This window comes from Wenzhouxiangella sp. 15190, assembly GCF_003417465.1.
Taxonomy (GTDB): domain Bacteria; phylum Pseudomonadota; class Gammaproteobacteria; order Xanthomonadales; family Wenzhouxiangellaceae; genus Wenzhouxiangella.
Genome location: NZ_QVMV01000030.1, coordinates 44,460 through 59,492, shown reverse-complemented (window position 1 = coordinate 59,492; position 15,033 = coordinate 44,460). Strand labels below are relative to the sequence as shown.

11 protein-coding genes are annotated in these 15,033 nt (G+C 63.8%); 4 read left to right on the top strand and 7 right to left on the bottom strand.

The features are described from left to right. The first annotated feature begins 75 nt into the window (after window positions 1-75). The 3 genes from DZK26_RS08780 (at window position 76) to DZK26_RS08770 (ending at window position 3,877) form a co-directional block, all read left to right on the top strand. The gene (locus DZK26_RS08780; protein ID WP_116896739.1) at window positions 76-1,722 is read left to right on the top strand and encodes an amidohydrolase; all 1,647 of its coding nucleotides are present in this window, start codon (window positions 76-78) and stop codon (window positions 1,720-1,722) included. Between the two features lie 112 nt (window positions 1,723-1,834). Then, entirely contained in the window at window positions 1,835-3,385 is a 1,551-nt protein-coding gene (locus DZK26_RS08775; protein ID WP_258870792.1) for a bifunctional GNAT family N-acetyltransferase/carbon-nitrogen hydrolase family protein, read from the top strand. Between the two features lie 60 nt (window positions 3,386-3,445). Next, entirely contained in the window at window positions 3,446-3,877 is a 432-nt protein-coding gene (locus DZK26_RS08770) for a YhcB family protein (RefSeq protein ID WP_181918214.1), read from the top strand. A 42-nt stretch (window positions 3,878-3,919) separates the two neighbouring features. Here DZK26_RS08770 and DZK26_RS08765 read toward each other — a convergent pair whose 3' ends face one another. The 6 genes from DZK26_RS08765 to DZK26_RS08740 form a co-directional block, all read right to left on the bottom strand. Beyond that, on the bottom strand, window positions 3,920-4,456 hold the full coding sequence (locus DZK26_RS08765) for an acyloxyacyl hydrolase (protein ID WP_220336949.1): 537 nt from the start codon (window positions 4,454-4,456) through the stop codon (window positions 3,920-3,922). A gap of 126 nt (window positions 4,457-4,582) precedes the next feature. Continuing rightward, window positions 4,583-4,996, bottom strand: a complete 414-nt coding sequence (locus tag DZK26_RS08760) for an arsenate reductase ArsC (RefSeq protein ID WP_116896741.1) — start codon at window positions 4,994-4,996, stop codon at window positions 4,583-4,585. Between the two features lie 215 nt (window positions 4,997-5,211). Then, window positions 5,212-6,273: an ACR3 family arsenite efflux transporter gene (gene arsB, locus DZK26_RS08755; protein ID WP_116896742.1), complete on the bottom strand. Its 1,062-nt coding sequence runs from the start codon at window positions 6,271-6,273 to the stop codon at window positions 5,212-5,214. A 23-nt stretch (window positions 6,274-6,296) separates the two neighbouring features. Next, on the bottom strand, window positions 6,297-6,581 hold the full coding sequence (locus DZK26_RS08750) for a helix-turn-helix transcriptional regulator (RefSeq protein ID WP_220336951.1): 285 nt from the start codon (window positions 6,579-6,581) through the stop codon (window positions 6,297-6,299). A gap of 70 nt (window positions 6,582-6,651) precedes the next feature. Further along, a complete protein-coding gene (locus tag DZK26_RS08745) occupies window positions 6,652-9,792 on the bottom strand; it encodes an efflux RND transporter permease subunit (RefSeq protein WP_116896744.1) in 3,141 nt (1,046 codons plus the stop codon). Next, the gene (locus DZK26_RS08740) at window positions 9,792-10,862 is read right to left on the bottom strand and encodes an efflux RND transporter periplasmic adaptor subunit (protein ID WP_116896745.1); all 1,071 of its coding nucleotides are present in this window, start codon (window positions 10,860-10,862) and stop codon (window positions 9,792-9,794) included. Before DZK26_RS08740 ends, DZK26_RS08745 begins: the two co-directional genes overlap by 1 nt. 157 nt (window positions 10,863-11,019) lie before the next feature. On the opposite strand from DZK26_RS08740, the gene rlmKL reads away from it, so the two are divergent. Continuing rightward, a complete protein-coding gene (gene rlmKL / locus DZK26_RS08735) occupies window positions 11,020-13,182 on the top strand; it encodes a bifunctional 23S rRNA (guanine(2069)-N(7))-methyltransferase RlmK/23S rRNA (guanine(2445)-N(2))-methyltransferase RlmL (protein WP_116896746.1) in 2,163 nt (720 codons plus the stop codon). Here rlmKL and DZK26_RS08730 read toward each other — a convergent pair. Beyond that, window positions 13,168-14,970 carry a sodium:proton antiporter gene (locus tag DZK26_RS08730; RefSeq protein WP_116896747.1) on the bottom strand — a complete coding sequence of 601 codons (1,803 nt, stop codon included), beginning with the start codon at window positions 14,968-14,970 and terminating at the stop codon, window positions 13,168-13,170. The genes rlmKL and DZK26_RS08730 overlap by 15 nt on opposite strands. Window positions 14,971-15,033 lie beyond the last annotated feature (63 nt).

The window sequence follows — 15,033 nt, the reverse complement described above, 5'->3', positions numbered from 1 at the left end:
GACCGGCGCTTGACGAAACCGTGACGGCATTGGAGACTGGCCGGCGTTTCCCTGACTGCCCGGATCGATTCTGCCATGCCACGTATCTTCCTGCTTGCCTCGCTGTTGTTGTTGTCCCTGACCGCCACTGCCGGTAAGCCCGGGGCAGTTGTCAACGCACGAATCCATACCATGAACCCGGATGCGCCGCTTGTCCAGGCGATAGCCTGGGACGAGATCGGGAAGGTCGTCTTTCTGGGCGCTTCCGAGGAACTGGAATCCAGCCATCCCGATCTGGAGACCGTCGACGCCGGCGGCCATACGCTGCTGCCGGGCCTGATCGATGCGCACGGCCACGTCATGGGCCTGGGGCTGGCGCGACTTCGGGCCGACCTGACCACGGCCGACAGCCTCGATGAAGCCATCGAGGCGCTGAAGGCCCATGCCGACACCCTCCCCGAGGGCGCCTGGCTGACCGGACGCGGCTGGGACCAGACCCGCTGGGAGGGACCGTTTCCCTCGGCCGCCGACCTGGACGAGGCGTTTCCCGAGCGCCCCGTGTGGCTCGTTCGCGTCGACGGCCATGCCGGCTGGGCCAACTCGGCCGCGCTCGAACGCGCGACCCGCGATCTGGCCGGCGAGTGGCAGCCGCAGGGCGGGGCGATTCATCGCAACGACGACGGTCGCCCGACCGGCATCCTGATCGATACCGCCATGCGCTTCATCGAGGACGCCATGCCGGCGCCCGGAGACGAAGTGCGCGAGCGTGCGCTCGAACTGGCAATGTCGGAAATGGCACGCTACGGCCTGACGGGCGTACACGACATGGGCGCCAGCCTGGCCGACTTCCGGCTCTATCGACGTCTCGACCAGGCCGGCGATCTGCCGGTGCGCGTTACCGCCTTCGCCGACGGCGACGAAGCCATGCTCGAGTGGTTGTGCGAGAGCGGACGCCATTCCGGCGATCGCCTGAAGGCCCGGTCGGTCAAGTTCTATGCCGACGGGGCGCTCGGCAGCCGCGGTGCGGCACTGCTCGAAGACTACAGCGACGATCCGGGCAACAGCGGCTTGCTGTTCGAATCCGACGAGGATCTGCAGGCCCTCGTCGACCGTGCAATGGGCTGCGGCCTGCAAGTGGGCATCCACGCCATCGGCGATGCCGCCAATCGGCAGGTGATCGACGCCATCGTCGCGAGCAAGGGCGATCATCCGGACAATCCGGGTCGTCACCGCATCGAACACGTCCAGATCATTCATCCCGACGATATCCCGCGTCTGGCCGAGCACGACATCATCGCCAGCATGCAGCCCATCCACGCGACCTCCGACATGCGCTGGGCCCGCGATCGCCTGGGCGAGGGGCGGCTCGAAGGCGCCTACGCCTGGGCGACCATGCTCGAGCATGGTATTCATCTCGCCCTGGGCTCCGACTTCCCGGTCGAGCCGGTCAATCCCTGGCTGGGTATCCATGCCGCCGTCACCCGGCAACGCGACGGTCTGCCGCCCGGCGGTTGGCGTCCACAGGAGGCGCTGACATTCGAACAGGCATTGCGCGGCTTCACCATCGACGCGGCCTACGCCGGGTTTGCCGAAGATCAGGTCGGCAGCCTGGAAGTCGGCAAGCAGGCCGACTTCATTATCGTGGATGCCGATCCCTACGACGTGGAAGCCGCCGACCTGGCCGATATCGAAGTGTTGCGAACCGTCGTCGGCGGCGAGACTGTCTTCGAGCATGGTGAATGAGGAATCTACAGATCGCCACAGTTTCACGACCCATCCGGGGTCAACCTGATCTGCGTTAATCTGTGTTCATCTGTGGCCACTTTCATCATTCCAGAGCGTTGGAATCGCACACGTGAACAGCACTGACTCCAACTCCGACTCCCACCGTCTGATCCTGCGCCCCTCGCGGATCGAGGACTACGACGACATCGCCGAGATCATGGACCGGGTCTACAAGGGCCTCGACGGTGCGTGGGAGCGGGAACAGTTCGAATCGCAGGTCACGCGCTTTCCGGAAGGCCAGATCTGCATCGAGGACAACGGCAAGGTGGTGGCCGCCGCGATCTCGCTGATCGTCAAGTACAGCCGCTGGGGCCAGAGCCACCGCTACTGGGACATCGTCGGCAACGGCTACCTGACCACGCACGATCCCAACGGCGACGTGCTCTACGGCGTCGACGTCTTCGTCCACCCCGATTATCGCGACCTGCGCCTGGGCCGGCGCCTGTACGACGCGCGCAAGGAGTTGTGCGAAAATCTCAACCTGCGCGGCATCGTCGTCGGCGGCCGAATCCCGGGCTACAAGCAGTATGCCAACGAGATGACGCCGCAGCAGTATGTCGCCAAGGTGCGCGCGCGCGAACTGGTCGACCCGATCCTGACCTTCCAGCTTTCCAACGACTTTCAGGTGCGGCGCATCGTCAAGGGCTACCTGCCGGACGACAAGGATTCTTCCGGTTACGCGGTCCTGCTCGAATGGGTCAATATCTACTACGACGAGGCCGACCAGAAGATGATCGGCGGGCGGCCGTCGGACGTTCGCGTCGGTGCCGTGCAGTGGCAGATGCGGCCGATGAAAACGCTCGACGACCTCTACAGCCAGATCGAGTACTTCGTCGACGCCGTCTCCGGCTACCAGGCCGACGTCATGCTGTTTCCCGAGTTCTTCAACGGGCCCTTGATGGCGCCGTGGAACGACCAGGGGCCGGCCGAAGCCGTGCGCCAGCTGGCCGGTTATACCGAGGCCATTCGCGACCAGATGCTGAAGTTCGCGGTGTCCTACAACATCAATATCATCGCCGGCTCCATGCCCGAGTACGACGGCGAGCGACTGCGCAACGTTTGCTACCTGCTCCGGCGCGACGGTACCTGGGACCGCCAGTACAAGGTGCACGTCACGCCCGACGAGGTGGCCTACTGGGGTCTCAAGGGCGGCGACAAGGTCAAGGTCTTCGACACCGACTTCGGCCGGATCGGCATCCTGATCTGCTACGACGTCGAATTTCCCGAACTGCCGCGCCTGATGGCCGACGGCGGCATCAACATCCTGTTCGTGCCCTACTGGGTCGATACCAAGAACGCCTACCTGCGCGTGCGCCGCTGTTCCCAGGCCCGCGCCATCGAAAACGAGTGCTACGTGGTCATCACGGGCTCGGTCGGCAACCTGCCCCGGGTCGAGAACATGGACATGCAGTATTCCCAGGCGGCGGTGTTCACGCCCTCGGACTTCGCCTTCCCGCACGACGCCATCGCCCACGAGGCCACGCCCAACACCGAGACCATGCTGATCGCCGATCTCGACCTCGACAATCTGCGCGAGATTCGTTCACACGGCTCGGTGCGCAACCTGGCTGACCGGCGCCATGACCTCTACGAGCTGCGCTGGAAGGATCGGGACGAATAACGGGGCACTAACGTGTGGGTTGTTATGATGCCCGCAGGCTTGAAGGCAGGAGAATTATTCGTGAGCACCTTCGCATGGGTCATCATCGGCCTGATCGTCGGGGCTGCGCTCGGCGCCGGCGCCGTCTGGATGTTCGCCGTTCGCCGTGCCGGACCGATGTCCGTGAACGAGATGAAGAAGGAAAACGAGCGGTTTCGCGAGGAGGTCAATGCTCACTTCGTGCAGACGGCCGAACTGATCAACGAGCTGACCGACAGCTACAAGAAGGTCTTCGATCACTTGAGCGACGGTGCCGAGCGACTGGTCGACAATGAAGCCGTCCGCGAACGTATGCCCCAGGTCGGGCACGCGGAAGTGCGCCTGCGTCATATCGGTGCGCCGAAGGACTACCGGCCTTCCGCTCAGGCGACCAAGCCTTCGGCTTCGCAAACGTCGGACAAGAAGGACGACTCGGTCAGCAAGGGCGATTCCGAAGACGACAAAGCCAAGTAGCCGAATGCGAGGAGTGTCCGTGCAGTCGTTTTCAGGGGCTTCCTAGAACCGCCGGCTGTAGACCAGCGACCACGAGTTGATCCCCTGGTTGGGGTCTTCCAGGCCTGCGTTGGAGTAGTGGATCACCCTGAGCCGAAGTGCATCGCGTTCACTCATCTGAACGCCCACGGCGAATCGGTCCTCGAACAGGGCTTGCGAGCCCAACCGGCGGTCGCCCACGAGATCGTCGCTGAAATAGGCCGCTCCGACACCAGCCTCGACGAAAGGCTGCCAGCCGTCGGCGTTGAAGCGATAGACGAACACCGGCGAGACCGAAACCGAGTGCTCGTCGCTTTCGAATCGCCCGGCTTCCCACCACGTATACGCCACGTTCCAGTAGGCGCTCAGGTGGCCGCGCTCGCTCTCGAACCAGCGCTTGTTCCAGTCGAACGCCAGACTGGCGTTGGCCGTGGTATCGCCCTGGCTGGTGAGGCCGGGAGCCAGCATCAGCTCGGCGGCGTGAGCCGAACCTGAAAACATGAAGATGAACAACAAGGAATGCAACACGAACCTGGCGGGCTGGTTGGTGATCATTTGCATGTGCGGGCTCCTCTGAGGCGAGTTGGCAATGCCGGTAGATTACCCCAATGGCGGGGTCTGGCTGTATTCGGTTTCCACGTAGTTGGGTTGTCACGCGATGACCAACTGGAAACGCTCGGATAGAACTCAGCCGAAGAGCGAATCCAATCGCGCCCGCAGGCTGTCGCGAGCGCTTCGAAACCGATCCAGAACCTCTCCATCGGACAATTGATCGGTGCGTTCTGTGGCCGGATCGGGAATCGGCCAGTGCAAGTGCTCGACGCCGCCGGGCAGGGCGGGGCAGACCTCCTCGGCGCATAGCGTGATGACAAGGTCCAGATCGGTTGGATCGAATTCGTCGATGGACTTGGAACGATGCTCCGAGATATCGATACCGATCTCGGCCATCGCCTTCACTGCCCAGGGGTTGACGGTCGACGGCTGCGAGCCGGCGCTCATCACCTCGGCCCGTTCACCGAGCATTGCCCGGGCCAGCCCTTCGGCCATCTGGCTGCGTGCCGAATTGGCGACGCACAAAAAGAGGATTCGTTGCCTGGTCATGAATTCAAAAACCCTGAATGTCCACAGATGAACACAGATAAACACAGATATTGACTGAAAAACAAAGTATGAAATCTGCGGTTGTTGATCCCGGCTTTTGGACTATCGATAGATTCTCGAACGTGGATTTGTGTGTTTTTCATCTGTGTTCATCAGTGTTCATCTGTGGACAATTAAGGTTTTAAAACGAAGCGCCCCCAGATACCGGCTACTGTCTACCGCTCAGGAGCACCCGCCGCAAACCACCGCCGCTTCAGCCACAGCGCCACGGTGACCAGGCTGATCAGCACGGGTACTTCGACCAGCGGGCCGATGACCGTGGCGAAGGCCACCGGCGAGGCCAGGCCGAATGCGGCGATGGCCACGGCGATGGCCAGTTCGAAGTTGTTGCTGGCGGCCGTGAAGGCGATGGCTGTGGTACGCGGGTAGTCGGCGTTGATCAGCCGGCCCATCCAGAAACTGACGATGAACATGATGACGAAATAGATGACCAGCGGCACGGCGATGCGCAGCGCGTCAAGCGGCAGGCCGAGCACGGCCGAGCCCTTCAGCGAGAACATGATGGCGATGGTAAACAGCAGCGCAAACAGGGTGATCGGCGCGGTGGTCGGCACGAAGGTGCCTTCGTACCAGTCGACCCCGCGTCGCTTGATCAGGATGCGGCGGGTCAGGTAGCCGGCGGCGAAGGGAATCCCCAGATAGATGAACACCGCCTGCGCGATGGTGCCGAAGCCGACATCGATCACGCTGCCTTCCAGGCCGAACAGCGGCGGCAGGACGGTCAGGAAAATCCAGGCGTAGAAGGTAAAGAAGACCAGCTGGAACAGCGAGTTGAACGCCACGAGCGCGGCCACGTACTGGTTGTTGCCGCCGGCAAGCTGGTTCCAGACGATGACCATGGCAATGCAGCGTGCCAGGCCGATCAGGATCACGCCGGTCATGTACTCGGGATAGTCGCGCAGGAAGATTATCGCCAGCGCGAACATCAGCACCGGCCCGATCAGCCAGTTCTGGACAAGCGACAATGCCAGCACCCGTTTGTCGCGAAAGACCAGCGGCAGTTCCTCGTATTTCACCCGCGCCAGCGGTGGATACATCATCAGGATCAGGCCGGCGGCAATGAGCAGGTTGGTGTGGCCAATCGAGACCGCGTCCAGCGCCTCGGGCAGGCTGGTGAACACCGTCCCGAGGACGGTGCCGGCGGCCATCGCCACGAAGATCCACAGCGTCAGGTAGCGGTCGAGGAACGACAGTCGTTTGCGGGGCGCTTCCGGCATAGGCTTGGGTCCGTGGTCAGCGTTCAGCAGCAGCTTTCTACTTGTGAAATCAGCTCGGACAGCGCGGTCAGGCGCTCCGATGAGAGTGAGTAGCATACGCGCGGGCGCTCGATTTCGCCGACCACGATGCCAGCGTCCTTGAGGATGCGCAGGTGTTCGGAAACCGTCGACTGCGCCAGGCCGATTTCGTCGACGATATCGCCGCCGATGCAGCGGTCGCGTTCCAGAAGAAGCCGCACGATCCGAACGCGAGCCGGGTGGCCCAGAGCTCGTGCGACTTCGGCGATTCTTTCATCGTGGGACATCATGAATACCAATCGCAAATCGACGATAAGCGATAGCTTATCACGAACATCCGGCAGGGGGCCCTTGTCCGGATCAGGCGCTTGCCCGGCGCTCTCTCAGTTTCAGCAGCGTCACCAGCAGTGCCGGCAGGAAGGTCAATGTGACCAGCGTGGCGAACAGCAGGCCCGCGAGTACGACCACACCAACACCGCGATACAGTTCGGTGCCCTCGCCGGGGATGAACACGAGCGGTGCCAGGCCGAACAGGGTGGTGATCATCGACATCATGATCGGGCGGATGCGGGTTGACACGGCTTCGCGCACCGCCTCGACGGCGTCGGTCATGCCCTCTCGCAGGTTACGCAGCGTGCGGTCGACGATCAGAATCGGGTTGTTGACCACCACGCCGAGCAGGATCAGGAAGCCGAGCATGGTGATCATGTCGAACGGCTGGCTGATCTCCGGGCCGCCGACCAGCGGGAGCAGGCTGCCCACCCCGTTGAGCAGGGCCAGGCCGGCAATGCCCCCCGCGATACCCAATGGCACCGAGGTCAGAATCACAAGCGGCCAGCCCCAGTGCCTGAAGATGGCGACCATGACCAGGGCACAGAGGATAATGGCAACGATGTAGTTACCCCCCAGCGCTGCGCGGGTTTCCATCAGCTGGTCGCTGGCGCCGGAGATGTCCAGGCTCATGTCGTCCGCCAGGTGGCCCTCCCGGGCGAGCCAGTCCACCACTTCCGTTTGAACCTGGCCAAGGGCAGTCTCGAGGGCGACCGAACGCGGCGGAATGATGTTGAGGGTGACGGTCCGCCGACCGTTGAGCCGGCGAATGGCGTCGGTGTCGACGGTCTCGACGACGTCGGCCAGGCTGGCCAGTGGTACGACGCCGACATCGGGGACATGCACGGGCAGCTCTTCGATGCGGTCGAGACGCTGCTCGCTGCCGGCCTGGCTGAACAGGAAGATGTCGATCTTGTCGTCGCCGCGAAAGTACTCGTCGATGAAGGCGCCGTCGGTCAGCGCCGCTACCGAGAACCCGAGGTCAGCCCCGTCGATGCCCATTTCGGCGGCGCGCTCCCAGTTGGGTCGAATCTCGACCAGCGGCTGGTCGAGTGACAGCGAAGAGGGTGAAGAGCCGAGCCTGGGATCGTCGAACAGCGTTTCGGCCCGATCGTAGGCCAGCCGCGCCACACGGTAGATATCGGCCAGCTCGCGGCCGGTGATATCGAGGTTGACGCTGCGTGTGCCGCCATCGTTGCTCGAGATGATCGAGCCGCGGCTGACGAAGGCGCGCATGCCCGGATAGGTTTCGTAATGGGATTCCAGGGCATCCATCAAGGGCTCGATGTGGCCGGGATCGATCGATTCGGCCAGCACCCAGATACTGTCGGTGCTGACCGACAGGTTGATGTAGGCGATGGCCGGTACCTCCGTCTCACCGCGTTCGAAGCGTTCCGGGTCGTCGCCGACGAAGGGCATCAGGTAGTCCTCGACCTGTTTGCCGATACGCCGCATTTCTTCGAGGTTGTAGCCCGGCGGGGCGATCATGGTCGCGAAGGTCTTGGGTTCTTCGCCTTCGGGCAGGTATTCGGCCGGTGGCGTGAGCGTGATGATGATCACGGCGACGCCGACGAAGACCGACGCAAGTGTCGCCCATCGCCGCCGGGTCGATTCGATCAGCCATCCCACACCGGAGAGAATGCGGTCGCGCAAGGCATGACCGTGCGCCCGGCCGGTATCACGCACGCCGAAGTTCATGCGTGCGCTCAGCGTCGGTACCACCGAGATGGCGACCAGCATGCTCGCCAGAATGGAGGCCGATATGGCCACGGCCACGTCGGAATAGAGCTGGCCGGCTTCCTGCCGGATGAAGAAGATCGGCGCGAACACCAGCACGGTCGTCATGGTCGATGCCAGCACCGCCGGCCAGACCTGCCTGACGCCATCCAGCGCGGCGGCCATGCGCTCCAGACCCTCGCGCCGCCGGCGTTCGATCGCCTCGAGCACGACGATGCTGTTGTCGAGCGTCATGCCGACGGCAAAGGCCACACCGGCGAGCGAGATGACGTTGATGGTCCGCCCGGCCGCCAGCAAGCCGAGAAAGGCGGCGAGGGTGCAGATCGGTACGCCGATGACACCCACCAGGGTGGCGCCGAATGAGCGCAGGAACAAAAACATCACCACGGTGGCGAGCAACGCGCCCAGGATCAGGTTCTGCCAGACATTGGCGACCGAGGCCTGCACGTAGCGCACGTCGTCGCTGGTCAGTCCCATCTGCATGCCGGCCGGTTCGAGTACTTCGGCGTTGATTCGCTCGACTTCCGGCAGGAGAGCTTGCTTGATGTCGATGACGTTGGAACCGGGTTCGCGGTCGACGGAGATGCTCATGCTCGGCTGCCCGCCTGCGAAGCTCAGGTCGCGCTGCTCGTAGTAGGACTCCTCAACGTTAGCGACGTCTTCGAGCCGTACAAGGCTGTCGTCCTGGCGATCGACGATCAGACGCTCCATTTCTTCGAGGCTTTCGAATCGCCCCACCGTGCGCAGCAGGTAGCGGCGCTTGCCCAGTTCGACGTCGCCGGCCGAAGTGTCGCGGTTGCGCCCGCGCACGGCGTCGCGCACCTGAGTGAGCGTGATGCCGCGTTCGGCCAGGGCGCCGGGGTCGACGAGAATGCGGATCTGGCGTTCGGCGCCGCCGCCGATGTTGATCCGCGACACGCCATCGACCCGCTCCAGGCGCGGGCGTACGTTGTCGTCGAGAAAGTCGTACATCAGCCGCATGTCCAGCTCGAAGGGGTTGCCCTCCAGCGGTGTGATGCGGAAGTACATGAACGAATTCTGCGAAAACGAACTGGCTTCGAGCCGCGGCTCGTCGACGTTTTCCGGATAGGAGGGCACTTGACTGAGCGCGTTGTTGACCCGGATCAGCGCCTCGTTGATGTCGGTGCCAAAGGGAAACTCCAGTTCGATCTCGGCCCGACCGTAGCTGGCCGTCGAGATCATGCGGTCCATGCTCGGGATGCTGCGCAGGTACTGCTCCTGCTCGATCAGGATTTCCTTCTCGATGTCCTGCGGTGTAGCCCCGGGCCAGCTGGTTTCCACGCCGATAACCCGCACTTCCAGGTCGGGAATCATCTGCACCGGGATGCGCAGGGCCGCAAGCACGCCCAGTACCGCAATGATCAACACGACCACGGTGACGATGACGCCGTGGCGGATGATGCCCTCGAACATCAGTTTTCACCCTCGACGATGCGCACCGTCTCGCCCTCACTGAGCACCTCGTTACCGCGGGTAATTACCCGCGCATCCTTGGGCAGTTCGCCTTCGAGCTCGACGAGATCGCCGATATTGCGCTGAACGACGACTTCCCTTTCGGTGGCGCGGTTGCCGCCATCCTCGATGATCCACACCGTCGTGGTGCCATCGGGGTAGCGCAGGATCGCGTCGCGCGGTATGCGCACGGTGGTTTCGTCGCGCTCGATCATGACCTCGACGCCGGCCGACATGCCCGGCGTGATGCGGCCGGAATCGTCATTGACCAGAAGCCGGAGCAGAAAAGTACGGGCGGTAGGGTCGCTGAGCGGTACGCGCGCGTGCACGCGGGCATCGAGTTCGCGCTCCGGATCCACATCGGCCCAGGCCCGGACAGTCACATTTTCCCGATCGCGCAGGTCCTGCCAGTAATGTTGCGGCACGCGCACGTCCAGCCAAAGCTCGTCGACCTTGACCAGTTCGACCACCGCCGACCCCGGATCCACCCATTCTCCCCGGTCGAAATGGCGCTGGCTGATAACGCCGTCGAACGGCGCGGACAGGCGATGGCGATCGAGCCGTTCGCGCTCGCGCGAGAGTTCACTTTCGGCCCGTGCCAGTGCCGCCTCGGCCAGTATGACGGCCGACTCGCGAGCTCGGCGCTCGGTTTCGGGAAAGAAACTGTCGTCGCCGAGCCGGCGAGCTTCCGCGGCCAGGCGCCGGGCTTCGGCGAGCGATGCCCTGGCCTCGTCCCGGGCGGCCTCGGCCCGGGCCACGTCCTGCTCGACCAGGCCGACGTCGAGTTCGACCAGGAGGTCGCCCCGCTCGACGGCATCGCCGGCATCGACGTGGATGGTCGAAATCAGCCCGGACTCCTGTGTCGACAGGCCCGAAACCTGGCGCGCGACCAGGTTGCCGGTCATGCGCAGCGACTCCGTGCTGCGGCCTGTGGTCGGCTGGACGGTCTGCACCGGCGTCTGGGCCGCCCCGGTCATGGTTTGGCAGCCCAGGATGGCAACCAGCAGGAACTGCACTGCAAGACGCTTCATTGATCCGAATCCATCGAGTCGAACACTCGTTGCGAGTCCAAACGGTTATCGTAGTCGACTCGCAGTGAAGCCGAGGACGGATTCGTCACATGAAGCATCAAAGAGAACGTGATCGAAGGGGATACGACGCGTTGCGATCAGACGTGGGAGTGACGGATTGAACAAGCGCTTCACACTGTTCGCCACGGCACCTCGTGGACTGCACGATCTGCTGGCGACGGAACTCACGGCGCTCGGTCTCGAGGGTGTTCATCCGCAGCGCGGCGGCGTGCTGTTCGAAGGCACGCTAGTCGATGCCTACCGCGTCTGCCTGTGGTCGCGGATAGCCAACCGGGTGTTGTTGCCGATTGCGGAATTTCAAGCCGAGGACGATGACGGACTCTATCGCGGTGTCTCGACCATCGATTGGTCGATGCACCTCGGCCCGGACAACACGTTGGCGGTGGACTTCACCGGCATCAAGGCGGCCATCACCCACAGCCGCTTTGCCGCCCAGCGCGTCAAGGATGCCGTTGTCGACCAGATACGCGAGACGGTCGGTGGCCGGCCGTCCGTGGATATTCGGCAGCCTGACGTTCGCATCAATGTCCACATGCACGGCGAGCAGGTGACCGTGGCCATCGACCTGTCCGGCGATAGCCTCCACAAGCGCGGCTATCGCGAAACCGGTATTGCCGCCCCGCTGAAGGAAAATCTCGCCGCCGCCATGCTCTACCGGGCCGACTGGCCACGGATTGCCGCCGACAGGGGCGGTTTTGTCGACCCGATGTGCGGCACGGGAACCCTGGCCATCGAAGCCGCCTGGATGGCGTCCGACACCGCCCCGGGCTTGCTGCGCACCGGGTTTGGTTTTCAGCATTGGCGCGGCCATGACGACAATGCCTGGAAGGACCTGGTCGACGAGGCCCTGGAGCGCCAGGAGAAGGGAATGGAACACCTGCCGCCGATGGTCGCGTTCGACCACGACCGCCAGGCGGTTCGCCTGGCCCTGGTCAATGTCGAGCGTGCCGGACTGGCAGGCCGTGTTCACGTCGAACGACGCGAGCTCGGGGAAGCCACCGCGCCGTCGGGCGTGCGGACCGGTCTGGTGGCCACCAATCCGCCCTACGGCGAACGCATCGGGGAACAGCACGAGTTGTTGCCGCTCTACCTCAAGCTGGGCGAGACACTGCGAAGCCATTTTCCCGGCTGGCGGGCGCTGGTACTCAACGGCGCCGGCTGTCGCATCGGCCTGCAGCCGGACAAGAGCTGGCAGTTCTTCAACGGGCCGCTCGAGTGTCGGCTGGAGCGTTTCGAGATCGGCGCCGATGCCGCCGCTTCGACCGGGGAGCAGGCGGCACCGGATCTGACGAATCGACTGCACAAGAACGAGCGCCAGCTCAGGAAATGGCGCAAGCGCGAAGGGATCACCTGCTACCGGCTCTACGACGCCGATATTCCCGAGTACGCCCTGGCCGTCGACGTTTACGGCAGCGAGTCCGGCGACTGGTTGCACGTGCAGGAGTACGAGCCGCCGAGCAGCGTCGATCCCGGTAAGGCGCAGAATCGCCTGCGTGCCGCTCTCAGCGCCATTCCGGCCGCTGCCGGCGTGCCGCCGGAGCGGATGGTCTTCAAGGTGCGGCGCCGGCAGCGCGGCAGCGAGCAGTACGAACGCATGAGCGAACAATCGCGCACGCTCATCGTGCGCGAGGGCCACTGCCGGCTGGAGGTCAACCTGACCGACTACCTCGATACCGGGCTGTTCCTGGATCACCGGCCGGTGCGACAGTGGCTGGCCGAACACGCCCACGGCAAGCGGTTATTGAACCTGTTCTGCTACACGGGCGCCGCGACGGTGCATGCTGCTCTCGGCGGTGCCCGGGCGACGACGAGCGTCGATCTTTCAAATACCTATCTCGACTGGCTGCGGCGCAACCTGGAACTGAACGGCTGCGACATGGACCGGCACCACGTGATTCACGCCGACGCCCGCGACTGGCTGGCCCGCTGCCGCAATCGTTTCGACCTGATCTTTCTCGATCCGCCCAGCTTCTCGAACTCCAAGCGCATGGACGGCGATCTCGATATCCAGCGCGACCATGCTGAACTGGTGGCCGAGGCGATGCGCTGCCTCGATCACGCGGGCACGCTGGTGTTTTCCACCAACCTGCGCAGTTTCTCGCTCGACGCGGCGATTGAACAGGCGTTCGAAGTCGAGGATCGGACGCGCTGGTCGATTCCGAAGGATTTCGAGCGTAACCGTCGCATTCACCAGTGCTGGTTCATTCGGCACCGCGAGGGCGCGGCCTCGGACGATCCCGGGCAATCAGGATTGGGGTGAACCCGCCTGCCCGGGCGCGAAGTAGAGTAGTCGCCAGTCGGCTTCCGCGGTGAATGCATGCTCGCTTGAGTACACCTGGAGTTTGCCGTCGGGAGAGACGCTGCCGATCAGCAGCCAGTCCTCGCCCGGTTCGCCCAGCCTTTCTTTCAGCTGGTCCAATTCGAAACGCTCGCTCAGGCGCGTCGTCTGGATCGTCCAGCCGTCGTCCAGTCGTTGGTCCAGCGAACGGGCGTCCACGGGCGGTTCGAAGGCAAAGTAGCCGCGCTGTTGCAGCGTCAGGCGTCGCTGCTCGTCGCTCGACTCGCTCGGGGGTGAGAGCTGGAATGTGCGGTGATGGCCGAACTCGCCGCCCAGCGCCTTGCACACCAGCGCGTTGTAGTAGTCGTTGTCGGTCGCACTCAGCAGGTAGCTGAGATGCTCGTCCTCGAGCTCGTGCTCGGCATGCTCGGACAACACTTCGCCGTAGTATGTGCGGATGCCGTCCATGCGCGCCGCTTTGAGCCGATGCCACGAGCCGTCGGCAATCAGGACATCGATGTGGAGGTCCTCGAGAACGTTGGCCAGCGCACGGGTCCAGTCGCTGGCGCCGACGATCAGCAGACCGTTTTCCTCTTCCGCGGCCAGTTTCAGCCTGCGGGCGAGCGGCCCGAGGGTCAGGCCGTGGATGACCACGGTCACCAGGATGACCAGGAAAACGAGCGGCATCAGGATTTCGGCTTCCGGATAGCCGGCGGCAACCAGCGCCGGGCCGAAAATACTGGCCGTGGCCGCGGCCACGATCCCGCGCGGCGCGATCCAGGCCATCAAGAGCCTGTCCTGCCAGCGCATGGGGGCGCCGATGGTCGCCAGAGCAATCGTCAGCGGACGTACCACGAAGAGTATGGCCAGCACGAAGAGCACCGAGGACATGCTGATCAATTGAAGATGCGAGGCGTCGAGTTGTGTGGGGATGACGATGAACAGCACCGACAGCAGAACGACGGTGAGGTTTTCCTTGAAGTGCCGCAACGGTTCGCGTTCGACCAGTTTCATGTTGCCCAGTACCAAGCCCATGATGGTGACCGTCAGCAGTCCGGCTTCGTGCTGCACCTGGTTGCTGGCCCAGTAGGCGGCGAGGACCAGCACCATCAGCATGGGTGGCTTGAGATGGGTCGGCACGGCACCGCGGCGGTAGAACCAGCCGGTCAGCCAGCCACCCAGCCCGCCGAGCAGCGCGGCGACGGCCACGGCCTTGCCCAGGCCGAGGAGTACCGATGTCCAGTCTTCGCCCGAGATCGTGAAATACTGGAAGGCCAGGACCGCCAGCAAGACGCCGACGGGATCGTTGACGATGCCTTCCCACTTCAGCAGGGAAGCGGATTCCTTGTTGAGACGCGCCTGCCTGAGCAGCGGCAGGATGACAGTGGGTCCGGTCACGACCAGGATGGCGCCGAGCACGATGGCGACCGGCCAGGTCAGGCCCGCCACGAAATGGCCGGCCAGCGCACCCAGTAGCCACGCCAGCAGTGGCCCGATGGTCGTGAGCCTCGCGACCCCGTGACCGACCCGGCGGAACTCGCCCAGCTTGAGGTCCATCCCCCCTTCGAAAAGGATGATGGCGACACCCAGCCCGATCAGCTCGGTCAGCTCTTCCGGCGCCATGGCGAAATCGATCAACCCGGTCACCGGGCCGAGCACAAGACCGCTGGCGATCAGGATCACGATCGCCGGCAACCGGATCTGCCAGGCCAGCCACTGGCTGGCCAAACCGGCGCCCAGGATGATTAAGAGCAGAGTAGCCAGATGCATCGTTGCTGTCCCCGGCCGAGGATTCTCGGTAGTGAATGCGACCGGGACATTCTAGCCACTATG